The sequence below is a fragment of the Streptomyces sp. NPDC006733 genome (assembly GCF_040636125.1).
Classification (GTDB): Bacteria; Actinomycetota; Actinomycetes; order Streptomycetales; family Streptomycetaceae; genus Actinacidiphila.
In genome coordinates, this window is sequence record NZ_JBEYJD010000006.1 from 88,825 (window position 1) to 115,012 (window position 26,188).

The 26,188-nt window shown below is 72.3% G+C and carries 21 protein-coding genes and 1 tRNA gene; 7 read left to right on the plus strand and 15 right to left on the minus strand.

Going from position 1 to position 26,188, the window contains the following annotated elements; translation table 11 throughout:
* Positions 1–3: 3 nt before the first annotated feature.
* Both ABZ721_RS07960 and ABZ721_RS07965 read right to left on the minus strand, forming a co-directional pair.
* On the minus strand, positions 4–1,014 hold the full coding sequence (locus ABZ721_RS07960) for a sugar ABC transporter permease (RefSeq protein WP_358787734.1): 1,011 nt from the start codon (positions 1,012–1,014) through the stop codon (positions 4–6).
* A 144-nt stretch (positions 1,015–1,158) separates the two neighbouring features.
* The gene (locus ABZ721_RS07965; RefSeq protein ID WP_358787735.1) at positions 1,159–2,502 is read right to left on the minus strand and encodes an ABC transporter substrate-binding protein; all 1,344 of its coding nucleotides are present in this window, start codon (positions 2,500–2,502) and stop codon (positions 1,159–1,161) included.
* 290 nt (positions 2,503–2,792) lie between these two features.
* Between ABZ721_RS07965 and ABZ721_RS07970 the strand changes: the two genes are divergently transcribed.
* Positions 2,793–3,821 (plus strand): LacI family DNA-binding transcriptional regulator, encoded by a 1,029-nt coding sequence (locus ABZ721_RS07970; protein WP_358787736.1) that lies wholly within the window; start codon positions 2,793–2,795, stop codon positions 3,819–3,821.
* Positions 3,822–3,976: 155 nt separating this feature from the next.
* Here ABZ721_RS07970 and ABZ721_RS07975 read toward each other — a convergent pair.
* The 3 genes from ABZ721_RS07975 to ABZ721_RS07985 all read right to left on the minus strand — a co-directional run bounded on the left by ABZ721_RS07975 (position 3,977) and on the right by ABZ721_RS07985 (position 6,008).
* A tRNA-His gene (locus ABZ721_RS07975) sits at positions 3,977–4,049 on the minus strand.
* A 67-nt stretch (positions 4,050–4,116) separates the two neighbouring features.
* On the minus strand, positions 4,117–4,719 hold the full coding sequence (orn, locus tag ABZ721_RS07980; RefSeq protein WP_358787737.1) for an oligoribonuclease: 603 nt from the start codon (positions 4,717–4,719) through the stop codon (positions 4,117–4,119).
* Between the two features lie 5 nt (positions 4,720–4,724).
* Positions 4,725–6,008 (minus strand): helix-turn-helix domain-containing protein, encoded by a 1,284-nt coding sequence (locus ABZ721_RS07985; protein WP_358787827.1) that lies wholly within the window; start codon positions 6,006–6,008, stop codon positions 4,725–4,727.
* Between the two features lie 1,097 nt (positions 6,009–7,105).
* Between ABZ721_RS07985 and ABZ721_RS07990 the strand changes: the two genes are divergently transcribed.
* Positions 7,106–7,627 carry a universal stress protein gene (locus tag ABZ721_RS07990; protein WP_358787738.1) on the plus strand — a complete coding sequence of 174 codons (522 nt, stop codon included), beginning with the start codon at positions 7,106–7,108 and terminating at the stop codon, positions 7,625–7,627.
* Positions 7,628–7,700: 73 nt separating this feature from the next.
* Here ABZ721_RS07990 and glmS read toward each other — a convergent pair whose 3' ends face one another.
* Together glmS and ABZ721_RS08000 are read right to left on the minus strand one after the other, a co-directional pair.
* On the minus strand, positions 7,701–9,515 hold the full coding sequence (glmS, locus tag ABZ721_RS07995; protein ID WP_358787739.1) for a glutamine--fructose-6-phosphate transaminase (isomerizing): 1,815 nt from the start codon (positions 9,513–9,515) through the stop codon (positions 7,701–7,703).
* A 127-nt stretch (positions 9,516–9,642) separates the two neighbouring features.
* Positions 9,643–9,918: a hypothetical protein gene (locus tag ABZ721_RS08000; protein ID WP_358787740.1), complete on the minus strand. Its 276-nt coding sequence runs from the start codon at positions 9,916–9,918 to the stop codon at positions 9,643–9,645.
* 175 nt (positions 9,919–10,093) lie between these two features.
* On the opposite strand from ABZ721_RS08000, the gene ABZ721_RS08005 reads away from it, so the two are divergent.
* A complete protein-coding gene (locus ABZ721_RS08005; protein ID WP_358787741.1) occupies positions 10,094–11,782 on the plus strand; it encodes a beta-N-acetylhexosaminidase in 1,689 nt (562 codons plus the stop codon).
* Between the two features lie 182 nt (positions 11,783–11,964).
* Here the strand turns inward: ABZ721_RS08005 and ABZ721_RS08010 are convergent, their stop codons facing one another.
* The 4 genes from ABZ721_RS08010 to ABZ721_RS08025 are packed head-to-tail and all read right to left on the minus strand — an operon-like array spanning position 11,965 to position 17,658.
* The gene (locus ABZ721_RS08010; RefSeq protein ID WP_358787828.1) at positions 11,965–13,125 is read right to left on the minus strand and encodes an acyl-CoA dehydrogenase family protein; all 1,161 of its coding nucleotides are present in this window, start codon (positions 13,123–13,125) and stop codon (positions 11,965–11,967) included.
* A gap of 8 nt (positions 13,126–13,133) precedes the next feature.
* A complete protein-coding gene (locus tag ABZ721_RS08015) occupies positions 13,134–14,072 on the minus strand; it encodes a hydroxymethylglutaryl-CoA lyase (RefSeq protein WP_358787742.1) in 939 nt (312 codons plus the stop codon).
* A complete protein-coding gene (locus tag ABZ721_RS08020; protein ID WP_358787829.1) occupies positions 14,069–16,030 on the minus strand; it encodes a biotin carboxylase N-terminal domain-containing protein in 1,962 nt (653 codons plus the stop codon). The genes ABZ721_RS08015 and ABZ721_RS08020 overlap by 4 nt, the downstream gene beginning before the upstream one ends.
* Before the next feature lie 14 nt (positions 16,031–16,044).
* On the minus strand, positions 16,045–17,658 hold the full coding sequence (locus ABZ721_RS08025; protein WP_358787743.1) for a carboxyl transferase domain-containing protein: 1,614 nt from the start codon (positions 17,656–17,658) through the stop codon (positions 16,045–16,047).
* 84 nt (positions 17,659–17,742) lie between these two features.
* Here ABZ721_RS08025 and ABZ721_RS08030 point away from each other — a divergent pair, with 84 nt between their 5' ends.
* From ABZ721_RS08030 to tesB, 3 genes are all read left to right on the plus strand, one after another.
* Positions 17,743–18,354 (plus strand): TetR/AcrR family transcriptional regulator, encoded by a 612-nt coding sequence (locus ABZ721_RS08030; protein WP_358787744.1) that lies wholly within the window; start codon positions 17,743–17,745, stop codon positions 18,352–18,354.
* A 63-nt stretch (positions 18,355–18,417) separates the two neighbouring features.
* A complete protein-coding gene (locus ABZ721_RS08035; protein WP_358787745.1) occupies positions 18,418–19,575 on the plus strand; it encodes an acyl-CoA dehydrogenase family protein in 1,158 nt (385 codons plus the stop codon).
* Positions 19,576–19,585: 10 nt separating this feature from the next.
* Complete coding sequence (gene tesB / locus ABZ721_RS08040; protein ID WP_358787746.1) at positions 19,586–20,461, plus strand: acyl-CoA thioesterase II; 876 nt, start codon at positions 19,586–19,588, stop codon at positions 20,459–20,461.
* A 16-nt stretch (positions 20,462–20,477) separates the two neighbouring features.
* On the opposite strand, the gene ABZ721_RS08045 is transcribed toward tesB, so the two are convergent.
* From ABZ721_RS08045 to ABZ721_RS08060, 4 genes are all read right to left on the minus strand, one after another.
* Entirely contained in the window at positions 20,478–21,647 is a 1,170-nt protein-coding gene (locus ABZ721_RS08045) for a histidine kinase (protein WP_358787747.1), read from the minus strand.
* Complete coding sequence (locus ABZ721_RS08050) at positions 21,644–22,312, minus strand: response regulator transcription factor (protein WP_358787748.1); 669 nt, start codon at positions 22,310–22,312, stop codon at positions 21,644–21,646. The genes ABZ721_RS08045 and ABZ721_RS08050 overlap by 4 nt, the downstream gene beginning before the upstream one ends.
* Before the next feature lie 104 nt (positions 22,313–22,416).
* A complete protein-coding gene (locus ABZ721_RS08055; protein ID WP_358787749.1) occupies positions 22,417–23,208 on the minus strand; it encodes a phosphatase in 792 nt (263 codons plus the stop codon).
* Positions 23,209–23,377: 169 nt separating this feature from the next.
* Positions 23,378–24,928 (minus strand): PucR family transcriptional regulator ligand-binding domain-containing protein, encoded by a 1,551-nt coding sequence (locus ABZ721_RS08060; RefSeq protein ID WP_358787750.1) that lies wholly within the window; start codon positions 24,926–24,928, stop codon positions 23,378–23,380.
* Positions 24,929–25,119: 191 nt separating this feature from the next.
* Here ABZ721_RS08060 and speB point away from each other — a divergent pair, with 191 nt between their 5' ends.
* A complete protein-coding gene (speB, locus tag ABZ721_RS08065; RefSeq protein ID WP_358787751.1) occupies positions 25,120–26,091 on the plus strand; it encodes an agmatinase in 972 nt (323 codons plus the stop codon).
* Positions 26,092–26,188 lie beyond the last annotated feature (97 nt).

A 26,188-nucleotide genomic window follows, 5' to 3' on the forward strand; every position in this document is an offset into this window, starting at 1 on the left:
AGGTCAGCCCCCCAGCTTCCTGCGGTTGACCCGCGTGATGATCAGTTGGATGGCGCCCACGAGCAGCAGGATCAGGAGCATGACCCAGGCGACGGCCGACGCCTGTCCGAGCGCGCCGTTCTGCCAGCCCTTCTCGTACATGTAGAGGCTGAGCGTCTGGTACTGGTGCGCCGATCCGCCGCTGACGCCCAACCCGCCGCCGAACAGCATCGGTTCACCGAACAGCTGGGTGGCACCGATCGTCGAGACGATGATCGTGAACAGGATGGTGGGGCGGATCGAGGGGATGGTGATGTTGATGAACTGCCGCCAGCGCGACGCCCCGTCGAGCGCGGCAGCCTCGTACAGGTCGCCCGGCACGGCCTGCATCGCCGCCAGGTAGATCAGCGCGTTGTACCCCGTCCAGCGCCAGGTGACGATCGTCGAGATGGCGATCTGGGAGGGCCACTTGTCGGCCTCCCACTGGATGTGGTCCACCCCGAAGTGGCTCAGCAGCTGGTTGACCATCCCGTAGTCCGGGTTGAAGAGCTGCACGAAGACCAGTGAGGCCGCCGCGATCGAGGTCGCGTACGGGGCCAGGACCGCCACCCGGAAGAAGCCGCGCCCCCGGAGCTTGTAGTTCAGCAGGTGGGCCAGGCCCAGTGCCATCAGCAGCTGCGGGACGGTGGAGATCACCCCCAGCGAGAACGTGTTGCGCAGCGCGTTCCAGAAGAACTCGCTGTCCCACAGCCGGGTGTAGTTGTCGAAGCCGCGCCACTGGGCGTCGCCGCCCAGCTCGACCTGGTGGAAGGAGAGCCAGCCCGTGTAGATCAGCGGGAAGAGCCCGAACGCGGCGAAGCAGATGAAGAACGGGGCGATGTAGGCGTACGGCGTCGCCTTGAGGTCCAGGCGGTACAGCCGCGAGCGCCAGGAGGGGCCGGCGGGGGAGCCGGGGGTGCCCGGCGGTGCGGAGGCGGGGACGGGACGGGCCGGCGGCGGACTGCCGTCGGCCGACGCCCTGACGGAGGTGGCCACGAGTGGCGTCCTTCCCGGTCGGGTCAGGCGGTCGGTCTCGTTCGGTCGGGGCCGGTCACGGTCGGGACCGTCGGCCACGACCTGAGCGGGGTCGTGAAGGCGGGCCGCCCGGCAGGAGTGGTCACTGCCGGGCGGCCCCGCCGGCTACTGGTCGATCTTGTCCTTGACCAACGCCTGCACGTTGGACCACGCCTTCTCCTTGGACGTGCCGTGCTGCTCGATGTCGAGGATCCCGTTGTCGGTGATGTAGGTCTTCACCTGGCCGTCGTAGCGGCCGATCGGGGCCGGGGTGACGTTCTTCGCGGTGGCGGTGTAGACCTTGCCGATCGGCGCGGTGCCGAAGTACGGGTTGGTCGCGCCCGTCACGGTCGGCGAGTCGAGGCCGGCCTTGGTCGACGGGATGTTGCCGTTCTTGGCGAACACCTTCGCCTGCTGCTCGGGCGCGGTCAGCCAGGCGGCCAGCGCGGTCGCCTCGGCGGTGTGCTTGCCCGCCTTGGGAACGGACAGGAAGGCACCGCCCCAGTTGCCGGCCTCGGGCGCGGCGGCGACGTCCCACTTGGCCGCGTTGGCCGGGCCGCCCTGCTCCTTGATGATGCCGGTCATCCAGCTCGGGCAGGCGATCGTGGCGAACTTGGAGTTCTTGAACGCCGCGTTCCAGGTGCCCTTGTCGTCGAACTGCCGCAGCTTGCCGCTCAGGCCCTGCTGCGCCGCCTCCACGGCCAGGTCCCAGGCCTTCTTCACACCCGGGCTGGTGTCGTAGATCAGCTTGCCCTGGTCGTCGGAGTACTGCTGCGCCTGGCTGGAGACCACCGCGTTGAAGACGCCGCTGGCGGAGTCGGTGAACGCCACGCCCGCCGGGGCCTTCGCCTTGAACTGCTTGCCGACCGCGATGTACTTCGCCCAGTCGCCCGCCCACAGCGCCGCGACGGCCTCGCGGTCGGCCGGCAGACCGGCCTGCTGGAAGAGGTCCTTGCGGTAGCAGACCGCCATCGGGCCGACGTCGGTGCCGAGACCGATCACCTGGCCGCTCTTCGTGGTGGCCTGCTTCTCCTTCCAGTCGAGCCACTTGGTGGTGTCGACGCCCTGCGCCTTGCCCAGGTCGACGAACTTGTCACCGAGGGTCGCGGTCGCCTCGGCGATGAAGCCGACCTCGATCGCCTGGATGTCGGCCAGGCCGCTGCCCTGCGACAGGTGCAGCTTGAGCGCGTCCCAGTACTTCTGGCCGTCGGCGACGTTGTCCTCGACGATCGTGATGTTCGGGTGCAGCTTGTGGTACTCCGAGAACAGGGCCGCGCCCGTCTTGTCGTCGTAACCGAACGAGCCGAAGTCGCCGACGTGCAGGGTGATGTTCTCGGTGCCGGTGCTCTTCTTCCCCGAGTCCGAGTCGCTGTCACTGCTGCAGCCGGTGATCAGGGTCGCGCAGGTCGCGAGCCCCGCGACCGCGATCAGTGCGGTTCTGCGGGCACGAGTGCCGCTGGAAGTGCGCATTCCATCTCCTTGTCCAGGGTGGTGCTGACGTTCGTTCTGACGTTCGGATGACGACGAGATTGTGGGAGCGCTCCCACGTAGGCTTGCCGGAACATTCGTGCCTCAGGGGGTGAAGTGTCAAGAGATGAAGTCCATTTCGTTGCCGGAACGTGTCCGGGGCGGACCTTCGATCACTTCTTGAACGAATCGGGCGCGGTACGCCCGCTATCGTGAGGGATTGTGGGAGCGCTCTCACGTCGAGGGCGTCCGAGCGCCTAGGATGGCGCGTCAGTCATGTCGGGGAGGCGGAAGTGACCGTGAACGGTCGGCACAGCGGACGGCCCACGCTGGAGGAGGTCGCCGCACGCGCCGGTGTGGGCCGCGGCACGGTCTCGCGGGTCATCAACGGGTCACCCCGGGTCAGCGACCGGGCCAAGGCCGCGGTCGAGATCGCCATCGCCGAGCTGGGATACGTGCCCAACCGCGCCGCCCGCGCGCTGGCCGGCAACCGGACGGACGCCATCGCGCTCGTCATCCCGGAACCGGAGACCCGGCTCTTCGCCGAGCCGTACTTCTCCGACATCATCCGCGGCGTCGGCGCCGAGCTGGCCGACACCGACATGCAGCTGCTGCTGACGCTGATCCGCACGCCCAAGGAGCGCTCCCGCTTCGCCCAGTACCTCAGCGCCCACCGGGTCGACGGCGTCCTGCTGGTCTCGGTGCACGAGGACGACCCGCTGCCCGACCTGCTGGAACAGCTGGACATGCCCGCCGTCCTGAACGGCCGGCGCTCCGACCTGGAATCCGTCTCCTACGTGGACTCCGACAACGTCGGCGGTGCCCGCTCCGCCGTCGGCTACCTGCTCGGCCGCGGCCGCCGCGCGGTCGCCACCATCGCCGGCCCGGTCGACATGTACGTCGCCCGCTGCCGCGTCGACGGCTACCGCCAGGCCATCGCGGCGGCCGGGCTGGGGGACGACGCGTCGCTCGTCGCCCGCGGCGACTTCACCGAGGAGGGCGGCCGGCGCGCGATGCGCGAGCTGCTCGCCCGGCGCCCGGACGTGGACGCCGTCTTCGCGGCCTCCGACGTCATGGCCTCCGGTGCGCTCCAGGTGCTGCGCGAGACGGGCCGGCGCGTCCCCGACGACGTGGCCCTCGTCGGCTTCGACGACTCCGTCATCGCCCGCCACATGGACCCGGCCCTCACGAGCGTGCGGCAGCCCATCGAGGAGATGGGCCGCACCATGGCCCGCGTCCTGCTGGAGGAGATCGCGGAACGCACGGCCGTGCGGCGGCACGTGGTGCTCGCGACGGAACTGGTGCGGCGCGACTCGGCGTGAGCGCCGCGGGGATCACCTGATCGTGTGATGTCGGCCACACCGCGCCGGGGCGGCCGACGCTGCTCCGGCGCCCCCGCGGTCCTCTTCGTCCCCGTCGGTCCCGGGACATGACGAGGGCCCGGCCTGCTTTCGCAGACCGGGCCCTCGTCGTTCAGGGTGAGTGACGGGACTTGAACCCGCGGCCACCTGGACCACAACCAGGTGCTCTACCAACTGAGCTACACCCACCATGTCCGGCGCTTCTCGGCGCCGACCTGAAGAAGCATACAGGGTCCGGGAGGGTGCTCGCCTCAGGCTATTCGGCGGCCAGGACGTGCTTGGCCGCGATGGCCCGGGCGGTGTCGGTGTCCGGGCCGGGCTGCGCCACGAAGACGGCTTCGCGGTAGTAGCGCAGCTCCGCGATGGACTCGCGGATGTCCGCCAGGGCGCGGTGGTTGCCGTTCTTCTCCGGGCTGTTGAAGTACGCCCGGGGGTACCACCGGCGGGACAGCTCCTTGATGGAGGAGACGTCCACGATCCGGTAGTGGAGGTGCTGTTCGAGGGACGGCATGTCCCGCGCGAGGAAGCCCCGGTCGGTACTGACCGAGTTCCCGCACAGCGGGGCCTTGCGCGGCTCGGAGACGTGCTCGCGCACGTAGTCGAGCACCAGCTTCTCGGCCTCCTCGAGGGTCACACCGCCGTCGAGCTCCTCCAGGAGCCCGGAGGCGGTGTGCATCTCGCGTACGACGTCCGGCATGGTCGTCAGGGACTCGGCGGGCGGGCGGATGACGATCTCCACCCCCTCGCCGAGAATATTCAGCTCGGAGTCGGTGACCAGTGCGGCCACCTCGACGAGCGCGTCGTGGGCCAGGGACAGCCCGGTCATCTCGCAGTCGATCCACACCATGCGGTCGTTCATGGGTCTCACCCTAAGGGGCGATCGCGTGGACCAGGCATAGCCGGGTTGCGGCCGCGGGCGATGCGCTCCGCGCGCAGCCGTCCCCTCATGATCCCGTCGGTGCCGTCCATGCGGCTCTGCTCGGGCACGCGGGGGGCGTACACGTCGGAGTCGGGCTTGCCCGGCACCGTCAGGATCTGCGGCGGCACGCCCCTGCGCGGCGGCAGGTGCTCGGTCGGCGCTGGTGGCCGCTCCGGGTCGTCCTGCGGCCGCCGGGCCCGGTAGGCGGCCCGGTAGGAGGCGGGCGACGACCCGAGCTGGCGGCGGAAGTGCCCGCGCAGCGCGACGGGGGAGCGGAAGCCGCAGCGGCCCGCCACCTCGTCCACCGAGAAGTCGGACGTCTCCAGCAGCCGCTGCGCCTGCAGCACCCGCTGTGTGATCAGCCACTGCAGCGGGGCGCTGCCGGTCAGCGATCGGAACCGCCGGTCGAAGGTCCTGCGGCTCATGTAGGCGCGCGCCGCCAGCGCCTCCACGTCGAACTGCTCGTGGAGGTGCTCCAGCGCCCAGGCGACGACCTCGGCCAGCGGGTCGCCACCGATCTCCTCTGGTAATGACCTGTCGAGGTGGCGCTGGCTGGACGGCCAGTCGCTGCGCCGCGGCGGCACCACGAGCCGCCGGGCGAGCGCGTTCGCCGCCTCGGCTCCGTGGTCGGTGCGCACGACGTGCAGGCAGAGGTCTATTCCGGCCGCCGTGCCGGCCGAGGTCAGTACGTCTCCGTCGTCCACGAACAGCTCCCGGGGGTCCACATGTACGGAGGGATAGCGCTTGGCCAGAGTGGGCGCGTACATCCAGTGGGTGGTCGCCGGGCGACCGTCCAGAAGGCCCGCGGCGGCCAGTACGAACGCCCCCGTGCACAGGCCGATGATCCGGGCGCCCTCCTCGTGGGCCCGGCGCAGTGCGTCCAGGGCCTCGGGAGGTGGTGGCTGGGAGATCGAGCGCCAGGCGGGCACCACCACGGTGCCGGCCCGCGAGAGCGCTTCGAGCCCGTAGGGGGCGCTGAGTTCCAAACCCCCGGTGGTGCGAAGTGGCCCGTCCTCGCCGGCGCAGACCAGCAGCCGGTAGCGGGGCACGCCCGCGTCCTGCCGGTCGATGCCGAACACGGAGAGCGGGATGGAACTTTCGAAGATCGGCCCGCCGCTGAACAGCAGCACGGCGACGACTTCGGCACGCCGCCGCGCGGACAGTTTGCGAGTGGCGCGGGACGACGCTGACGCTGCTGAGGACCCGGCGGATGGCGACAGGTTCTCCATCGCCGTACCGGTCCTGGACTCCTGGCTCATCATGGAGCTCAAGCCCCCCTCGATCGACGCGGCCCCTCGGTCCTGCACGTTTCCCCCGCCATATTTTCCAAGATCGAATCTACTGTGTTTGGTGTGTCCGGTGAGGCAGTTGTGAATACTTCACCACCTGGCGCTAAGTCGACTTGACCACGTGGCGTGAAGCATTCGATCACGAAGCGTTCCACTCACCGGGCCCGCTGGGAAGTACGCCTCTGGCTCCCGCGGTGGCCTACGAAGCCCCCCACGCCCCCTGAAACCGTTTCATTGCAGGTGGCAGGCGTGTCTTCCGGGGCTTTTGCCAACAGGGGTAGTACGGCCAGAAGTTGGCCGAAAAACGTAGGTGTGCTCACACGCGCCCCCGAACGGCGCCCCGTTGTGCGCCCCCTGGCCAGCCAACCGCCCCGGCGCGCTCCGTGCGGTCGGCGGCGTCGGCGAGGCGTTATCGGGCCATTTGCCACCCGCGGGCAGGGCGGGTGTCTTGATCGCGACGGTGTCGCAGGGAATTGGTTTGCGCGGCGGACGGGGTTCATGCCCTCGACCGCGGGCCGAGGTGCCCCGCCCAGGTCCGGGGTGTCGCGGGAGCGGCGCCGGGGAGGGTTACGGGGGGTCTCGTGGCGCCCTCGACCCGCCGTGGAGCGGAACCGGAGGCGGCCCGGAGCCGTTCTGGAGCCGTTCGGGAGGGGCGGCGGAGTGGGGCCGGAGCCGGGGTGGGGCCGGGCCGGAGTCGCGCTGGAGCCGCTGCGGGGCGGGGTGCCCGAACCGGCCGCTCCGGTCGCGCGGATTCGCCCCGCCGGATGGCGGCGCGACGTTGCGCTCAGGGCCGGGCTCCGGCATTCTCTCGGAAACTCCGCGTGCGGGACGCCCGCGGAGGCTTGACGAGTCTGTGCAGGGATACGTCTCCGCCGTACTCTGGAGTCATCAGGGTCGGAAGCCCGCGAACTGGCCGAAACCGGTCAGCCCCACGGCCCCCGACAGGGTATTACCGAAGACGCAGCGACCCCCGCTGTGACCGCCGTTGTCCACCGGTCGGCACGCTCCCCGCGCCGCCCTTGCCGAGAAACCGCATCATGGCCGGTTATGAGCACTATGAGCCCGCTGAAGGCAAGCCGCTCGCCGAATCGGCGTCGCTCCCCGAAGCGGCCCCAGAGCTGCGCTCGTCCTGCGACCCGGCCTTCCGGCACGGCGTCGTCGTCGGTTTCGACGGTTCGGTCTCCAGCGAGCGGGCGCTCGCGTACTCGATCGGCATGGCGCGCCGCCTGGGCTCGGCGCTGATCATCGTGCACGTCGCCAACCGCCTGCCGGCCACGGTCTGGGCCGGCTGCGAGCCCCCGGTCTTCGTCGACGTGCCGGACCACAGGACCGAGGTCCTGGGCCTGGAGCTCGCCTGCGCCGACCACCTCGCCGAGGTCCCGTGGATCCTGGTCGAGCGCGGCGGCGACATCTGCCACGAACTGGAGGAGGTCGGCCGCGAGTACGAGGCCGACGCCATCGTCGTCGGCGGCACGCAGGGCCTGATCGGCCGCATCTTCGGCTCGGTCGCCGGCCGCCTGGCCCGCAGGGCCCAGCGCCCGGTCATCGTCATCCCGTAGGACATCCACGACGGAAGGCGGGGCCCGGATCCTCCGGGCCCCGCCTTCCGCGCGCTCAAGCCGTCCGCAGGACCTACTCCACCGTCACGGACTTCGCCAGGTTGCGCGGCTTGTCGATGTCGCGGCCCATCGCCTTCGCCGTGTGGTAGGCGAACAGCTGCAGCGGGATCCCCATCAGGATCGGGTCCAGCTCGACCTCGTTCTTCGGCACCACGATGGTGTGGTCCGCCTTCTCCTGCACCTGGTGCGCCACCGCCAGGATCCGCCCGCTGCGCGCCTTGATCTCCTCCAGCGCCGCCCGGTTCTTCTCCAGCAGCTCGTCGTCCGGCACGATCGCCACCGTCGGCAGCGCCGGCTCGATCAGCGCCAGCGGACCGTGCTTCAGCTCGGAGGCCGGGTACGCCTCCGCGTGGATGTAGCTGATCTCCTTGAGCTTCAACGAGGCCTCGCGGGCCACCGGGTAGCCCCGCACGCGCCCGATGAACATCATCGACTTGGCGCCCGCGTACTCCGCGGCCAGCTTCTCGATCTCCGCCTCGCCCTCCAGCATCTCGGCGATCTGCGCCGGCAGCTTCCGCAGCCCGGCGATGATCCGCTTGCCGTCCGCGACCGACAGGTCGCGGATGCGGCCGAGGTGCAGCGCGAGCAGCCCGAAGGCGACCACGGTGTTGGTGAAGCACTTGGTGGAGACGACGCAGACCTCGGGGCCCGCGTGCACGTACACCCCGCCGTCCGTCTCGCGGGCGATCGCCGAGCCGACGACGTTGACCACGCCCAGCACCCGCGCGCCCTTGCGCTTGAGCTCCTGGACGGCGGCGAGCACGTCGTAGGTCTCGCCGGACTGCGACACCGCGATGTAGAGGGTGTCGGGGTCGACGACCGGGTTGCGGTAGCGGAACTCGGAGGCGGGCTCGGCGTCCGCGGGGATGCGGGCCAGCTCCTCGATCATCTGCGCGCCGATCTGGCCCGCGTGGTAGGACGTGCCGCAGCCGAGGATCTTGATCCGGCGGACGCTGCGCGCCTCACGGGGGTCGAGGTTCAGGCCGCCGAGGTGCACGGTGGAGAAGCGGTCGTCGATGCGGCCGCGCAGCACGCGGTCGACCGCGTCGGGCTGCTCGGAGATCTCCTTGTGCATGTACGTGTCGTGGCCGCCCATGTCGTACGACTCGGCCTCCCACTCCACGGTGGTCGGCGTGGCCGAGGTGCTGGAGCCCTCGGTGGTGTACGTGCGGAAGTCGTCGGCCTTGAGGGTGGCCATCTCGCCGTCGTCGAGGGTGACGACCTGGCGGGTGTGGCTGACCAGCGCGGCGACGTCCGAGGCGACGAACATCTCCTTGTCGCCGATGCCGAGCACGACCGGCGAGCCGTTGCGGGCGACGACGATGCGGTCGGGGAAGTCCTGGTGCATGACGGCGATGCCGTAGGTGCCCTCGATGCGGCGCAGCGCCTCCTGGACCTTGGCCTCCAGGGTGTCGGCCTGCGAGCGGCCGATGAGGTGCACGACGACCTCGGAGTCGGTCTCGGAGGTGAATTCCACGCCGTCGGTGATCAGTTTGGCGCGCAGGTCGTCGGCGTTGTCGATGATCCCGTTGTGGACGAGGGCGACTTTGCCGTCGGCGTCAAGATGGGGGTGCGCGTTCTCGTCGTTCGGAGCGCCGTGCGTGGCCCACCGGGTGTGCGCGATACCGGTGGTGCCGGTGAAACGCTTGGGGATGCGCGCCTCGAGCTCGCGGACCCGGCCCTTGGCCTTGACGGTCTTGAGGACCCCGGACTTTCCGGTGATGACGACGCCCGCCGAGTCGTAGCCCCGGTACTCCAGCCGCTGCAGGCCTTCCAGCAGCAGTGGAGCCACGTCGCGCTTACCGATGTATCCGACGATCCCGCACATATGGTCGTCCCTCTCCGTCGTGTGTCCGTTGGTGGCGCCCCGCCCGCACGCGGGGCGCCGAAGATGCAGATGTGGTGAGCGGGCCGCTCGGTGGTTCAGCCGTTCGGCCGCTCGTTCGTTGCGTCGTTCAGCCGTAGACGATGCGGCGCAGCTGCCGCAGGGAGAGCTCCGGAGGGGCCACCGCGCGGTACGGCAGCTCCTCGGTGATCCGCTCGAAGATCACCGCGTTGACCAGGCCCTTGGCCTGCAGCTCGCGGTGGCGACGGCGGACGTACAGCTCGGTCGTCTCGTCGAAGTACGCCAGCACGTCCTGAATCACCCGGGACGCCTCACCGCGGTGCAGCGGTGTGGTGCGAACCAGGTGATCGACGAGGTCCTCGTGGGACGTCTGGCGGCCGGGCATCCGTAGATACTGGTGTGATCATCTCCCGTTTGCAAGAATCCTGCCCGATTTCGGGCAGAACGTTGATCCGGGTGAGCCATCAGCGTGGGGAATTGGTCTACACCTTGACCACTCCGGGTGCGCGCGGTACCCAAGGGGCAGCGTTACTCCGCCTCCCGCTGAAGGGATTCCCCCGGTGAGACGACCCAGCGTCCGGAAGGACCTGCCGCAGATCCTGTGCTCGCTGCTGCTCATCGGCGCCGCCGGCTGGGCCTCGGCGCCGTCGGCCGCGACGGTCGGCGCGGCCGACGGCCCGGCCGGTGCCTCGGCGGCCGTGCTGGAGCGGGTGGTCCCCGCCCCGGCGTCCGTGCAGGCGGGCGGCGCCCCCTACACCGTCGGCGCCGGCACCCGCATCCACGTGCCGTCCGGCTCGGACGAGGTGCGCAGGATCGGGGAGTACCTCGCCGCGATCCTGCGGCCGTCCACCGGCTATCCGCTGCCCGTCGTCGCCGACGGCGGCGACCGCGACGGCATCGCCCTCAAGCTGGGGGCGACGGTCGGCGCCGCGGCCCGCAGCACGTCGGCCGGCGCGCCGGCGGCCGACGCCGGGGCGCCCCGCGACACCGCCGTCGCGCTCGGCGCGGAGGGGTACCGGCTGGCCGTCTCCGGGCAGGCGGTGACCCTCGGCGCCGAACAGGCCGCCGGGCTGTTCCACGGCGTGCAGACGCTGCGCCAGCTGCTCCCCGCCGCGGTCGAGAAGCGCACCGTGCAGAGCGGCCCCTGGACGGTGCCGGGCGGCACCGTCACCGACGCGCCGCGCTACGCCTACCGCGGCGGCATGCTCGACGTCTCCCGGCACTTCTTCTCGGTCGCGCAGGTCGAGCGGTACATCGACCAGCTCGCCCTGTACAAGATCAACCAGCTGCACCTGCACCTGTCGGACGACCAGGGGTGGCGGATCGCCGTCGACTCCTGGCCGCGGCTGGCCACCTACGGCGGCAGCACCCAGGTCGGCGGCGGGCCCGGCGGCTGGTACTCCAAGGCCGACTACCAGGAGATCGTGCGCTACGCAGCGAGCCGCTATCTGACGGTGGTGCCCGAGATCGACATGCCGGGCCACACCAACGCGGCCCTCGCCTCCTACGCGGAGCTGAACTGCTCCGGCACCGCCCCGCCGCTCTACACGGGGACCAACGTCGGCTTCAGCTCGCTGTGCGTGTCCAAGGACGTCACCTACCGGTTCGCGGACCAGGTGCTGGGCGAGCTGGCCGCCCTCACCCCCGGCCCGTACCTGCACATCGGCGGCGACGAGGCGCACTCCACCAGCCACGCCGACTACGTGACGTTCATGGACAAGGTCCAGCCGCTCGTCACGAAGTACGGCAAGACCGTGCTCGCCTGGCACCAGCTGGCGGGCGCGCACCCGGTGCCCGGGGCCGTCGGCCAGTACTGGGGCACGAACGGCAGCGAGAAGGAGGTCGCGGACGCGGCCAAGGCCGGTATGCGGCTGATCCTCTCGCCCGCCAACCGCGCCTACCTGGACATGAAGTACAACGCGTCCACGCCGCTGGGCCTGGCCTGGGCCGGCTACGTCGAGGTGAAGGACTCCTACAACTGGGACCCCGCGACCTTCGTCAAGGGCGCGCCCGCCTCCGCCGTCCTCGGTGTGGAGGCTCCGATGTGGACCGAGACGCTCGTGACCAGCGCGAACCTCGACTACATGGCGTTCCCGCGGCTGCCGGGCATCGCCGAGATCGGCTGGTCCCCGGCGGCCACCCACCAGTGGGACACCTACAAGGTGCGGCTCGCCGCCCAGGGCCCGCGCTGGACGGCGCTGGGCATCGGCTTCTACCGCTCGCCCCAGGTGTCCTGGCCGACCGACTGAGCCCGCCGGCGGCGGACGGTCCGGCGGACGGTCCAGGTGACCGTCCGCCGACCGGGCCGGTGTGCCGCCGGCAGGCCGTGGGCCCGTGGGGCTGTCAGCCGGCGAGGCCGTCAGCCCGTGCGGCCGATTGCCGGTCAGGCCGTCAGCCTGTGAGGCCGTTTGCCGGTCAGGCACTCAGCCTGTCAGCCGGTGAGGCCCAGTTCGCGGGCGATCAGCATCCGCTGCACCTCACTGGTGCCCTCGCCGATCTCCAGGATCTTCGAGTCCCGCCACATCCGGGCCACCGGGTACTCGTTCATGAAGCCGTACCCGCCGTGGATCTGCGTGGCCTCCCGCGCGTTGGTGACCGCGATCTCCGAGGAGTACAGCTTCGCCAGCGCCGCCTCCTTCTTGAACGGCTCTCCGGCGAGCAGCCGGGACGCGGCGTCGCGCCAGGCGAGCCGGGCGGTGTGGGCGCGCATCTCCATGTCGGCGAGCTTGAACTGGATCGCCTGGTTGGCGCCGATCGGCCGCCCGAACGCCTGCCGGCTCTTGGCGTACGCCAGCGACTCGTCGACGCAGCCCTGGGCGAGCCCGGTGGCCAGCGCCGAGATCGCGATCCGCCCCTCGTCGAGGATCCGCAGGAACTGCGCGTAGCCGCGGCCCTCCTCGCCCAGCAGGTTCGCGGCCGGGACCCGGCAGTCGGAGAACGACAGCTCACGGGTGTCGGAGGCGTTCCAGCCGACCTTGGAGTACGGGGCCGCGACGCCGAAGCCCGGCGTGCCGGAGGGCACGATGATCGACGAGATCAGCGGCCGTCCGTCGTCCTTGCGGCCGGTGACGGCGGTGACCGTGACCAGACCCGTGATGTCCGTGCCGGAGTTGGTGATGAAGCACTTGCTGCCGTTGATCACCCATTCGTTCGTCGCCTCGTCCAGCCGGGCGGTGGTGCGGGTGCCGCCGGCGTCGGACCCGCACTCGGGCTCGGTCAGCCCGAACGCGCCCAGGATCTCCCCGGAGCACATCCGCGGCAGCCACTCGCGCTTCTGCTCCTCGGTGCCGAAGCGGAAGATCGGCATCGCGCCCAGCGAGACGCCCGCCTCCAGGGTGATGGCGACGGACGAATCCACCCGCGCGAGCTCCTCGAGGACGATGCCGAGGGCGAGGTAGTCGCCGCCCATGCCGCCGTACTCCTCGGGGAAGGGCAGGCCGAACAGGCCCATCCGGCCCATCTCGCGGATGATCTCGTACGGGAACTCGTGGTTCTCGTAGAACTCCCCGATCTTCGGTGCGATCACGTCGTGCGCGAACGCCTCGACGGTGCGGCGCAGTTCCTCGTGCTCGGGGGCGAGGCGGTGGTCGATCGACATGACTACGGCTCCTGGTGGGAGAGGGCGCGGACGGTGCGGGAGGGGCTTGGCCTCCCGAGCTGCTCCGCCATCCACACGCTTGTGGCGGTGAGGCGGTCGAGGTCGACCCCGGTGTCGATGCCGAGGCCGTTCAGCATCCAGACGAGGTCTTCCGTGGCGAGGTTTCCGGTGGCGCTCTTGGCGTACGGGCAGCCGCCGAGGCCGCCCGCCGACGCGTCGACGACGGTCACGCCCTGCTGGAGCGCGGCCAGCGTGTTGGACAGGGCCTGGCCGTACGTGTCGTGGAAGTGCACGGCGAGCCGGTCGACCGGGACGCCCTGCTCCGCCAAGGCGGCGAGCAGCGCGGTGACGTGGCCGGGGGTGGCGACCCCGATCGTGTCTCCGAGGCTCAGCTCGGTACATCCCAGGTCGTACAGCCGACGGGCGACGTCCGCCACCCGGTCCACCGGGACCGGGCCCTCCCACGGGTCGCCGAAGCACATGGAGAGGTAGCCGCGGACGGTGGCCCCGGTCTCCCGGGCCCTGGCGACGACCGGCTCGAACATGGCGAGGGACTCGTCGACGGTCCGGTTGAGGTTGGCCTTGGCGAACGACTCGGTCGCGCTGCCGAAGACGGCGATCTCCCGGACGCCGAGCGCCAGCGCCCGCTCCAGGCCCCGTTCGTTGGGGACCAGCACCGGCAGGTGCGCGTCGACGTCCGCCAGCAGCGGCATCAGTTCGGCGGCGTCGGCCAGCTGGGGCACCCACTTGGGGTGCACGAAGCTGGTCGCCTCGATCGTGCCGAGCCCGGCGGCGGCCAGCCGGTGGATGAACTCGGCCTTCACCGCGGTCGGGACGGTCGTCTTCTCGTTCTGCAGTCCGTCGCGCGCGCCGACCTCGTGGATCCTGACCCGCGCGGGCAGTCCGGACGCCGGCACGGACATGGGCAGCCCGCTGGTCATGACTCCTCCCGGGGGGTGACGACGGCGAGCACCTGGTCCATGGCGACGGTGCTGCCGGGGGTGACGTCGATCTCGGCGACCGTGCCGTCGTGGGGGGCGGTGATGACGTGCTCCATCTTCATTGCCTCGACGACCAGCAGGCTCTGGCCCGCGGTCACCTCGTCCCCGACCGCGACCTTGACGACGGTCACGGTGCCGGGCATCGGCGCGGTGAGCGCGCCGGTGCCGCCGGCGCCCGCGCTGCCGCTCAGGGCCGCCGCGACGGGGTCGTGGTCCGCGACGTGCCAGCTGTCCCCGTCACGGCCCAGCCAGGCCCCGGCGTGGTGGAAGGAGTGGGTGGCCCCGTCCCAGTGCAGGACGGCGCGTCTCCCGTCGGTGGCCAGACGCGCGGGGACCGCGGCCTGTTCGCCCACCCGGACCTCGTTCCCGCGGACCCGGACGGCCAGCGGCTCGTGGCCGGGCACCCGCAGGTGGTGGGTGGTCCAGGCCGGCTCGCCGCCCAGCCGCCAGCCGTCGGCCGCCGAGAAAGGGTCGGTCCAGGTGGTGGCGTCGGCCGGCGGGAGCAGGGCGGCCTGGCGCAGCAGCGCCGCGGCCGCGTAGACCTCGGGCGGCACATCCGACGAGGTCAGCGAGGAGACCTCGCGCTCCACCAGCCCGGTGTCGAGGACGCCGGAGACCACCTCCGGGTGGGCCAGCAGCCGCCGCAGGAAACCGGCGTTGGTGGCGACGCCCAGGGTCACGGTGCCGGCCAGCGCGGCGCGCAGCTTGCGCAGCGCGGTGGCGCGGTCGGGCCCGTACGCGATGACCTTGGAGAGCATCGGGTCGTAGAGGCTGCCGATCTCGGTGCCCTCGGCGAGCCCGGAGTCGGTGCGCACCCCGTCGCCCTGCGGTTCGTGCAGCGCCAGCACGGTCCCGCCGGAGGGCAGGAAGCCGCGGGCCGGGTCCTCGGCGCAGATCCGCGCCTCGACGGCGTGGCCGGTGAGGGTGACGCCCTCCTGCCCGAACGGCAGCCGCTCGCCGGACGCGACGCGCAGCTGCCACTCCACGAGGTCCAGGCCGGTGACCAGTTCGGTGACGGGGTGCTCCACCTGGAGGCGGGTGTTCATCTCCATGAAGCAGTACGCGGACGGATCGGCGCCGGGGACGATGAACTCGACGGTGCCGGCCCCGACGTAGCCGCAGGAGCGGGCGGCCTGCACGGCCGCCTCGCCCATCGCCGCCCGGGTGGCCTCGTCCAGGAGCACGCTGGGCGCCTCCTCGATGACCTTCTGGTGCCTGCGCTGCAGCGAGCACTCCCGCTCGCCGAGGTGGACGACGTTGCCGTGCGCGTCGGCCAGCACCTGGATCTCGATGTGGCGCGGCCGGTCGATCCAGCGCTCGACGAGGAGGGTGTCGTCGCCGAAGGAGCCGCGGGCCTCGCGCCGGGCGGCGGCGATCTCGTCGCCGAGCAGCGCCTCGTCCCGCACCAGGCGCATGCCCTTGCCGCCGCCGCCCGCGGACGGCTTGAGCAGCACCGGCATGCCGATCTTCCGCGCCTCGCCGATCAGTTGGTCGTCGGTGAGGCCGCTGCCGGACGAGCCGGGGACGACGGGGACGCCCGCTTCCCGGACGGTCGCCTTGGCGCGGATCTTGTCGCCCATCAGCTGGATCGCCGAGGCCGGCGGCCCGATGAAGACGAGCCCGGCGTCGGTGCAGGCCTGGGCGAAGGCGGCGTTCTCCGCGAGGAAGCCGTAGCCGGGGTGGACGGCCTGCGCCCCGGCCCTGGCGGCGGCGCGCAACTGCTCGTCGATGGAGAGGTAGTTCTCGATGCGGACCGCGGTGTCGGCCTCGCGGACGTGCCGGGCGTCGGCGTCCGCGTCGCTGAACACGGCGGCCGAGCGCACGCCGAGGTGCCGCAGGGTGCGGATCACCCGGACGGCGATCTCGCCGCGGTTGGCGATGAGGACGGTGTCGAACATGGTCATCTCGGTCCTCACATCCGGAAGACGCCGTAGCCGGGCTCACCCAGCGGCGCGTTGGCGCAGGCGGTCAGTGCCAGACCCAGGACCTGGCGGGTCTCCAGCGGGTCGATCACGCCGTCGTCCCAGAGCCGGGCGGTCGCGTAGTAGGCGTTGCCCTGGGTGTCGTACTGGGCCCTGATGGGGTCCTTGAACGCGGTCTCCTCGTCGGGCTCCCAGGTGTCGCCCGCCGCCTCGATCTGGTCGCGCTTGACGGTGGCGAGGACGGACGCGGCCTGCTCGCCGCCCATCACGGAGATCTTGGCGTTGGGCCACATCCACAGGAAGCGCGGGGAGTACGCCCGCCCGCACATCGAGTAGTTGCCCGCGCCGTACGAGCCGCCGATGACGACCGTCAGCTTGGGCACCCGCGCGCAGGCCACCGCGGTGACCATCTTCGCGCCGTGCTTGGCGATGCCGCCCGCCTCGTACTGGCGGCCCACCATGAAGCCGGAGATGTTCTGCAGGAAGAGCAGCGGGATGCCGCGCTGGTCGCACAGCTCGATGAAGTGCGCGCCCTTCATGGCGGACTCGGCGAACAGGATGCCGTTGTTGGCGACGATGCCCACGGGGTGGCCGTGCACATGGGCGAAGCCGGTGACGAGCGTGGTGCCGTACTCGGACTTGAACTCCGCGAACCGGCTGCCGTCGACGATCCTGGCGATGACCTCCCGCACGTCGTACGGGGTCCGGGAGTCGACGGGCACCGCGCCGGTGAGCCCCGCCGGGTCCACGGCGGGCTCCTCGACCGGGTCCACGTCCCACGGACGCGGCACGCGCGGCCCGAGGGTGGACACGATGTTCCGCACGACGCGCAGCGCGTGGGCGTCGTCCTCGGCCAGGTGGTCGGTGACGCCGGAGGTCCGCGAGTGCACCTCGCCGCCGCCGAGCTCCTCGGCCGTGACGACCTCGCCGGTCGCCGCCTTCACCAGCGGCGGGCCGCCCAGGAAGATCGTGCCCTGGTTGCGGACGATCACCGCTTCGTCGCTCATGGCGGGGACGTACGCGCCGCCGGCGGTGCACGAGCCCAGCACCGCGGCGATCTGCGGGATGCCGCGGGCCGACATCGTCGCCTGGTTGTAGAAGATCCGGCCGAAGTGGTCGCGGTCCGGGAAGACCTCGTCCTGCTTGGGGAGGAAGGCGCCGCCGGAGTCGACCAGGTAGACGCACGGCAGCCGGTTGTCGAGCGCGATCTCCTGCGCCCGCAGGTGCTTCTTCACCGTCATGGGGTAGTACGTGCCGCCCTTGACCGTGGCGTCGTTGGCGACGATCACGACCTCGCGGCCGGAGACCCGGCCGATGCCGGCGACGACGCCGGCGGCCGGGGCCTGGCCCTCGTACATCCCGTCGGCGGCGAGCGGGGCGAGCTCCAGGAAGGGCGAGCCGGGGTCGAGCAGCCCGTCCACCCGGTCGCGGGGCAGGAGCTTGCCGCGCGCGGTATGCCGGGCGCGGGCCTTCTCACCGCCGCCGAGCCGGGCCGCGGCGAGCTTGTCGCGCAGCCGCGCACTCAGTTCGGCGTGCGCCGCCGCGTTGGCGCGGTAGGTCTCCGACGCCGGATCGGCGGCGCTGGAGAGGACGGGTGCTGCCATGTGTCGGGCCCCCGGAAGTTAGCGAGCGTTAACGTGGTGGCCTTCACGTTAACGCTCGCTAACGGGATTGTCTAGACTCGTTGTATGCACCCCACGAAGACGACGGAGAACCGCCGCGACCAGATCCTCCGCGAGGCCGCCCGGCTCTTCGCCGAACGCGGATTCCACGGCGTCGGCGTGGACGAGATAGGGGCCGCGGTCGGCATCAGCGGACCCGGTCTCTACCGGCACTTCGCGGGCAAGGACGCGATGCTCGCCGAGCTGCTCGTCGGCATCAGCGGCCGGCTGCTGACGGCCGGGAAGGCCCGGGTCGCCGAGGCCACGGACCCGGCCGGGGCGCTGGACGCGCTGGTCCGCGGCCACATCGACTTCGCGCTCGACGACCGCCCCCTGATCACCCTGCACGACCGCGAGCTGGACCGGCTGCGCGACTCCGACCGCAAGCTGGTGCGCCAGCTCCAGCGGCAGTACGTCGAGCAGTGGGTGGAGGTGGTCCGGCAGGTGCGGCCGGCCGCACCCGAACCGCAGGTGAGGGCGGCTGTGCACGCGGTCTTCGGGCTGCTCAACTCGACCCCGCACCTGGGGGCCCACAGCGGCCTCCCGGGCCGCGACGACACCGCCGCGCTGCTGCGCCGGCTGGCACTCGCCGCACTGACGGCTCTGGACAGCATGGACGACCGGCGAGTAACTTACTGAGCGCTTGCTTATTTTCCGGATGCCCGTCCCGGATCCATGTCTCAGGCCACAAGGAGGCGCGCAGTGCGTCGTACGGTGTTCAACGAGGACCACGAAGCGTTCCGCGAGACGATCCGGGACTTCATCGCCACCGAGGTCGTGCCCGTCTACGACCAGTGGCTGGCAGCCGGCCAGGCTCCCCGCGACTTCTACCGCAAACTCGGCGAGCTGGGCGTCTTCGGTATCGAAGTGCCCGAGGAGTTCGGCGGCGCCGGCGAGACCAGCTTCAAGTTCCAGGCCGTCATCACCGAGGAGTGCGCCCGCGCGGGCGTCAGCTTCGGCGGCAGCGGCGTGCACACCGGCCTCTGCCTCCCGTACCTGCTGGCCTACTGCGACGACGAGCAGAAGAAGCGCTGGCTCCCGGACTTCGTCTCCGGCGACATGATGACCGCCATCGCCATGACCGAGCCGGGCACCGGCTCCGACCTGGCCGGCATGAAGACCACCGCCAAGCTCTCCGAGGACGGCACGCACTACGTCCTCAACGGCGCCAAGACGTTCATCACCGGCGGCGTCCACGCCGACCGCGTCATCGTCTGCGCCAGAACCGCCCCGGCCACCCCCGAGGACCGCCGCGCGGGCATCTCCCTGCTGGTCGTGGACACGAAGTCCGAGGGCTACGCGGTCGGCCGCAAGCTGGAGAAGCTCGGCCTCAGGACCTCCGACACGGCCGAGCTGTCCTTCACCGACGTGAAGGTGCCCGTCGAGGACCTGCTCGGCGAGGAGGGCAAGGGCTTCTCCTACCTCGGCCAGAACCTGCCGCAGGAGCGTCTGGCCATCGCCGTGGGCGCGTACGCGCAGGCCTCCGCCGCCATAGCCTTCGCCAAGGAGTACGTGCAGGACCGCACCGTCTTCGGCCAGTCCGTCGCCGCGTTCCAGAACACCAAGTTCGTGCTCGCCGACTGCAAGGCCGAGGTGGACGCCGCCCAGGCCGTCGTCGACCGCGCCCTGGACGCGCACGACGCCGGTGAGCTCACCGCCGCCGACGCCGCCTCCGCCAAGCTGTTCTGCACCGAGGTCGCGTCCCGCGTGATCGACAAGTGCCTGCAGCTGCACGGCGGCTACGGCTACATGCTGGAGTACCCCATCGCCCGCCTGTACGCGGACAACCGCGTGAACCGCATCTACGGCGGCACCAGCGAGGTCATGCGCTCCATCATCGCCAAGTCGATGGGCCTGTGAGCGCGTCCCTGTGAACACGGCACTGACGTCCCTGCTCGATCTGCTCGACCTCGAGCGGATCGAGCAGGACATCTTCCGCGGCATCAGCAGGTCGGCGGTCGTCCCCCGGGTGTTCGGCGGCCAGGTCGCCGCCCAGGCGCTGGTCGCGGCGGGCCGCACCGTCCCCGGCGACCGTGCCGCGCACTCCCTGCACGCGTACTTCCTGCGCCCGGGCGACCCCGGCGCGCCCATCGTCTACCAGGTGGACCGGATCCGGGACGGACGCTCCTTCACCACCCGAAGGGTGGTGGCCGTCCAGCACGGGCAGCCGATCTTCCACCTGTCGGCGTCCTTCCAGGAGCACGAGGAGGGGCTCGAGCACCAGGAGCCCATGCCGCCGGCGCCGGACCCCGAGACGCTGCCCACCGCGGAGGAGCTGCTGCCCGCGCACGCGGACCGGTTCCCCGACCCCAAGGTCATCGACCGCCTCCTGGAGGCGCGGGCCGCCGTCGACCTGCGGTACGCCGAGGACCCGCCGTTCCTCGCCGCCGGGCAGGGCCCTCGCGAACCGCGCTCCCAGGTGTGGTTCCGCACCCGCGGCAAGCTCGCGGACGACCCCCTGCTGCACGTCTGCCTGGCCACGTACGTCTCGGACATGACGCTGCTGGACTCGGTCCTCCTCGCCCACGGGCGCGGCGGCTGGGCCGTCGGCGACGTGGTCGGCGCCAGCCTGGACCACGCCATGTGGTTCCACCGGCCCTTCCGCGCCGACGAATGGCTGCTGTACGACCAGCAGAGCCCCTCGGCGTCCGGCGGCCGCGGCCTGGGCACGGCGCGCATCTACACCCAGGACGGGCGCCTGGTGGTGTCCGTCATCCAGGAGGGCGTGGTCCGCGTCCCCCGCTAGCGGTCCGCGCTTCCGGCTAGGCGGGCAGGACGGCCCGGACCAGGAAGCCGCCGTCGGGCTGCGCGCCGGCGTCCAGGGTGCCGCCCAACTGGGCGGCCCGCTCGCGCAGGCCGGTGAGGCCGTGGCCGCCGGAGGGCAGGTGCGGACCCGGCGGCCCGTCCGCGGGGCCGTTGCGCACGCTGACGAGCAGCCGGCCCCCGGCCAGCCGCACGTCGACCTCCGTCTCCGCGCCCGTCGCGTGCTTGCGCACGTTGGTCAGCGACTCCTGGACGATCCGGTAGGCGGCCTGCCCGAGGGGCGCGGGGCAGCCTCCCGCGTCGACCCGGCTCCGCACGGTGGGTCCCGCCGTGGCGAGCAGCGCCGGCAGTTCGGCCAGCCCGGGTCCGGCCGGCGGGTGGATCGACGAGCCGGTCGGTTCCGACGGGTCGGCCGTCCCGGTCACCGGAAGCCGCAGCAGGCCCACCAGGTTGCGCAGTTCGTCCAGCGCGTCCCGGCTCAGCTCCCGCACCGCTCCTGCCGCGTCACGGGCCTCCTGGCTCCGCGCGGTGACCTCCAGCGCGCCGGACTGCACCGCGATGAGGCTGATGTGGTGCGCGACGGTGTCGTGCATCTCGCGGGCGAGCCGCGCCCGTTCCCGGACGACGGCCTGCTCGGCGGCGAGCCGCCCCTCGCGCTCCCGGCTCTCGGCCAGTTCGGCCAGGCGCGCCGCCAGCTCCCGCCGGGAGGCGCCGAGCAGCCCCAGCGCCGTGGGGGCGGTGGCCAGCAGCGCCGACAGCAGCAGGGCCAGGATCGTGGCCGCGGGCTCCCAGTCGACGGTGCCGAGCCACGGCCAGGGGACGAACGAGACCACGGCCACGGCGGCGGCGCAGCCGCCGACGACCCACATGCGGGGGGTGACGCGGGGGCCGGTCGCCGCCCCGGCGCCGGCCGGCGCGGTGCGGCCCGTTCCGCCGTAGGCGACCTGGAAGAGCGCGGCCATCGGCGCCAGCCACACGTACCCGAGCGAGAGGGCCGGCAGCGTCGCCGCGAAGGCCAGCAGTGGAAACCGCCGGCGCACCAGGAGCGCGGCCGTCGCCGTGCACGCGACGGCGAGCGAGAGGGAGCCGCCCAGCGACCGGGTGGCCCACACCTCGGACGCGGACAGGGCGATGAGGACGGCCTCCGTAACGGCCGGCCGCAGCCTCACGTCCGCTCCGCCGCCGGGACGAGCCCCGCGCGGTGGGCGAGCACGGCCGCGGCCACCCGGTTGGGCGCGTCCAGCTTCCGCAGCACCGCGCGCACATGGTCCTTGACGGTGGCGACCGTGATGCCCAGCCGTGTCGCGATGTCGGCGTTCTGCCGACCCGCCGCCATGAGGACGAGCACTTCGCGCTCGCGCGAGGTGAGCAGCCCGAGCGCGACGGCGTCCGCGCCCTCGGGACCAACGTCGGCCCCCGCCCCGAGGTAGCCGCGCACGACGGTACGGCTGACGGTGGGGGTGAAGACCGTGCCGCCGGAGGCCAGGACCCGCACCGAGTCGATCAGCGTGCCCACGGCCGTGTCCTTGAGGAGGAAACCGGTGGCGCCCTCCCGCATGGCGGCGCTGATCCAGGCGCTGGTGTCGAACGCCGTGAGCATCGCCACGACTGGCGGCCGCGGCAGCGCGCGCAGTTCCCGCAGCACCGTCAGCCCGTCCGGGGGAGGCATGACGGCGTCGAGCAGCACGAGGTCGGGGCCGGCCGCCTCGATGGCGGCCACCGCGTCCCGGCCGTCGCGGTCGACGACCACCGCGATGTCTCCCGCGGATTCCAGAATCCGCCGCAGGGCGACCCTGACCAGCGCCTCGTCATCGACGATCGCTACACGGATCACGTTGCGCCTGCCTTCTGGAGCCCCTCTGCGATCGTAACCAGAGTCGCCGGATCCGCAGAGTCCGGATCCGCTGCGCGGAGGTAGGCCGCGTGCCCGCGGCTCGCTCAGCTCCGTGCTTCGAGGCCGGCGGCGGCCAGCAGGTACGCGGTGAGCGGGTCGTAGAGGTGGGGCGCCACGTTGTCGTCCAGGGGCACCGTCACCGTCAGGTCGCCCTCGGCCTCGCCGACGAACAGCGCGGGGTCGTTGCAGTCCGCGAAACCGACCGTGTCGATGCCCTGGCTGCCCGCGTAACCCGCCCACCCGTGGTCGGCGACGACGAGATCGGGCTCCTGGCCCTCGCTCTCCATCGCGTCCAGCACCTCCCGCATCGGGTCGGGGGAGTGGGTGTGCATGAGGTTGCCGCCGCGGTGCAGGACGGACACGCCGCCGATGTGCCGGATCTCGCCGTTGTCGGCGTACAGGCGGTCCGCGGGCAGCAGGACCTCGCACCCGGCGGCGCGCATCGCGGCGGCCAGCTCCTGGTGGACGGCGAACATCCCGGCCGGGTGGCCGGTGGCGAAGAGCACGCGGGCCCGCGATTCCGCGGCCTTGCGCAGCTCGACGGCCATCCGGTCCAGCGCGTCGATCGTCAGCTCCGCGTCGATGGTGTCCTGCCCCCTGCGGTGCTTCGGGTCGGCGACCACCCCGCAGCGCTCCGCCATGAGCTCCAGCACGGCCCGCGGATCCGTCCACCGCGTGCCCAGATCCAGGCCCAGCCAGTAGTAGCGGTTCCCCTCGGCGAGCTCACGGTAGTGATCCAGGTTGTTCTCGCGGCTCGTGGCCACGTCACCCGCGATACGGGTGCGTATGAGGTGCTCGGCGAGGGACTGGCGGGACGGCGTCGTGTCATGGGGCATGTGTCTCATTGTCGCGCCTGGCCGCACGCGCGTAGGGGTCGAGGGTGATCGACACCGATGTGTGACCCTCGGCGGGCCCGGAACCGGACATTTCGAGGGCTGCCGGCGGCAGGTCCGCGCGTCCGGGCGGCGTCCTCCGGATCCACCGCGCCGTCGGAGTCGCCGCTGCTCACAGCCAGCGCAGGGCGAACCACAGGTCCATCCGGGTGTCGGGGTCGTCCAGGTCCGCGTCCAGGAGCGCCGCCGTCCGGGCGATGCGCTGCCGCACCGTGTTGCGGTGCACCTCCAGGGCGACGGCGCTGCGGTCCCAGCTGCCGTGCAGCGCCAGCCAGGCGCGGAGCGTCTCCACGAGGGCGGGGGAGTCCAGCAGCGGTTCCAGCAGCGCGCGGGCCTGGGCGCGCGCCTCCTCGGGCGCCACGAGCACCGCCATGCCCGCGCCGCCGCCGCGGTGCCGGGCCAGTTCGGAGCCGTTCGCGACGGCCCGGCGCAGCGCTCCGGCCGCCTGGACGTCGGCCGCGGCGAGCCCTTCCGTGGACGCGGGGCCGCTGACCCCCAGGATCCAGCCCGGCTGCGCGGCGACCTGGCGGTCGGCGGGCAGCAGGGCCCGGACGGCGTCCCCGTCCGCGTCGACCAGGGCGGTGCCGAGGGCGGCGGCCAGCGCGGCGGCGGCCAGGGGCGCCGTCTCGCCCCGGGCGGGTCCGGTGCCGCGGCGGCGCCCGTGCACCACGATCCAGCGCGGCCCCCGACCGGGCTCCCCGGCCGGGCCGGCGGGGCCGGTCAGCAGGGGCGCGACGTCCTCGGGGCGCGCGCCGAGCAGCAGTCGCACCAGGGCGGCCGAACGGTCGGTGTCGGCCGTGCCCTGGTAGGGGCCGGTGAGCAGGGAGAGCAGCACGGTGGCGACCCCGGCGAGGGCGTTGTCGGCCGCGTCACGGCGCGCCGCCGCGACGGCCAGCACCAGCCCCTCGCCCGGAGCGCCGCCGGCCAGCGCGTAGGCCGCCAGCTGCGTACCGGCGACGGTGTCGGTGGCGGACGACGGAGCCTGCGCGTCCTGCGGCCGGTCGTCCGGCAGCGGCCTGACGACCTGGGCCAGCGCGTCGAGCGCCGAGCGGACCGGCGGGCCGGGCCGGGTGCCCGCCCCGTACAGCTCCGCCCCGCCGGGGCCGAGGAGGGCGGCCCAGCCGCCCAGGTGGCGGGCGAGCTGGCGCAGTACGGCGGGGACCGGCTCGGGGCGGGCGGCGGCGGAGGCCAGGGACCGCTGGGCCTCGGCGACCCGGCGCAGCTCGCGGTGGCGGGCCTCGGCCATCGCCTGCCAGACGGCCCGCGCGAGCGCGGTGAACGGGGTCTGCGGCGGGACCTCCACCAGCGGCAGGCCGTGGCGGTCGCACGCCGCCACGAGGGCGCGGGGCGTCACGTCGTGGACGGGCGCGAGCCCGAAGCCGAGCGCCGCGACCCCCGCCCCGGCGGCGCGCGCCACGTACCGGTCGAGGTAGTCGTCCTGGGGCCCGTCCGCCGTGCCCGCCGAGGGCGGGAAGTGCACTCCGGCGGTCAGCAGCAGCTCGCCGCCCAGCAGGTACGGCGCCGGGTCCGCCAGCTCGCTGCTGTGCACCCAGTGGACGGGTACGTCCTCGCGCGGGCCCGCGACCTGGCGGAGTCCCAGGTCGGCGCGGGCCAGCAGATCGGCGAGCGGGACCGGAGGGGTGGGCGGCGCCAGCGTCGGCATGTGCGATCCATCCATTGGAATTGCCATAAGTGGAGGAAACGTACACTTCTCGGCGCGCGTGCGGCCACCTAACATCGTCCCCGAATCGCCCGGACCCGAAGTTATCCACAGGCCCCATTCGCCTGTCGGTGGATCGGGGGAGACTCGAACCACGTCGAAGCACCACGAGTCACACGAAAGAAGGCACCCCGATGAGCAGCAACGAACCGCGCGGACCGATCGACTCGTCCCGCATCCCGCGGTATGCCGGCCCCGCCACGTTCGCCCGGCTGCCGCGGCTGGACGAGGTCGGCAGGGCGGACGTCGCCGTGGTCGGTGTGCCGTTCGACAGCGGGGTCTCGTACCGCCCCGGCGCGCGCTTCGGCGGCAACGCCATCCGTGAGGCCTCCCGGCTGCTGCGCCCGTACAACCCGGCGCAGGACGCCTCGCCGTTCGCGCTCGCCCAGGTCGCGGACGCGGGGGACATCGCCGCCAACCCGTTCAACATCAACGAGGCCGTCGAATCCATCCAGGCCGCCGCCGACGACCTGCTCGACACCGGCGCCCGCCTGATGACGCTCGGCGGCGACCACACCATCGCGCTGCCGCTGCTGCGCTCGGTCGCCCGCAAGCACGGGCCGGTCGCCCTGCTCCACTTCGACGCGCACCTGGACACGTGGGACACGTACTTCGGCGCCGAGTACACGCACGGCACGCCGTTCCGCCGGGCTGTCGAGGAGGGCATCCTCGACACCGAGGCGCTCTCCCACGTCGGCACCCGGGGCCCGCTCTACGGCAAGAAGGACCTGGACGACGACGAGAAGATGGGCTTCGGCATCGTCACCTCGGCGGACGTCATGCGCCGCGGTGTCGACGAGGTCGCGCAGCAGCTGCGCGAGCGCATCGGCGACCGCCCGCTCTACATCTCCATCGACATCGACGTCCTGGACCCGGCGCACGCCCCGGGCACCGGCACCCCGGAGGCCGGCGGGCTCACCTCCCGCGAGCTGCTGGAGATCATCCGCGGCCTCTCCTCGTGCCACCTGGTCTCCGCCGACGTCGTCGAGGTCGCCCCCGCGTACGACCACGCGGAGATCACCTCCGTCGCGGCCTCCCACACGGCGTACGAGCTGACCACGATCATGTCCCGGCAGATAGCGGAGGCCCGCCGCACCGCCGGGTGACCTCTCGCGACGCGGACGACCCCGCCGCCGAGATCCCCCCGGCACCACCGACCGGACCCGCCCACCGGGGCGGCCCGGCTCGAGCAGGGCTTGGGCC

Bases quoted from the DNA above. Each gene is read 5' to 3' on its own strand.
- ABZ721_RS07965 (WP_358787735.1), bottom strand. From the start codon at position 2,502: ATGCGCACTTCCAGCGGCACTCGTGCCCGCAGAACCGCACTGATCGCG.
- orn (WP_358787737.1), bottom strand. From the start codon at position 4,719: ATGAACGACCGCATGGTGTGGATCGACTGCGAGATGACCGGGCTGTCC.
- ABZ721_RS07985 (WP_358787827.1), bottom strand. From the start codon at position 6,008: ATGGAGAACCTGTCGCCATCCGCCGGGTCCTCAGCAGCGTCAGCGTCG.
- ABZ721_RS07990 (WP_358787738.1), top strand. From the start codon at position 7,106: ATGGCCGGTTATGAGCACTATGAGCCCGCTGAAGGCAAGCCGCTCGCC.
- glmS (WP_358787739.1), bottom strand. From the start codon at position 9,515: ATGTGCGGGATCGTCGGATACATCGGTAAGCGCGACGTGGCTCCACTG.
- ABZ721_RS08000 (WP_358787740.1), bottom strand. From the start codon at position 9,918: ATGCCCGGCCGCCAGACGTCCCACGAGGACCTCGTCGATCACCTGGTT.
- ABZ721_RS08015 (WP_358787742.1), bottom strand. From the start codon at position 14,072: ATGACCAGCGGGCTGCCCATGTCCGTGCCGGCGTCCGGACTGCCCGCG.
- ABZ721_RS08020 (WP_358787829.1), bottom strand. From the start codon at position 16,030: ATGTTCGACACCGTCCTCATCGCCAACCGCGGCGAGATCGCCGTCCGG.
- ABZ721_RS08025 (WP_358787743.1), bottom strand. From the start codon at position 17,658: ATGGCAGCACCCGTCCTCTCCAGCGCCGCCGATCCGGCGTCGGAGACC.
- ABZ721_RS08030 (WP_358787744.1), top strand. From the start codon at position 17,743: ATGCACCCCACGAAGACGACGGAGAACCGCCGCGACCAGATCCTCCGC.
- ABZ721_RS08055 (WP_358787749.1), bottom strand. From the start codon at position 23,208: ATGCCCCATGACACGACGCCGTCCCGCCAGTCCCTCGCCGAGCACCTC.
- ABZ721_RS08060 (WP_358787750.1), bottom strand. From the start codon at position 24,928: ATGCCGACGCTGGCGCCGCCCACCCCTCCGGTCCCGCTCGCCGATCTG.
- speB (WP_358787751.1), top strand. From the start codon at position 25,120: ATGAGCAGCAACGAACCGCGCGGACCGATCGACTCGTCCCGCATCCCG.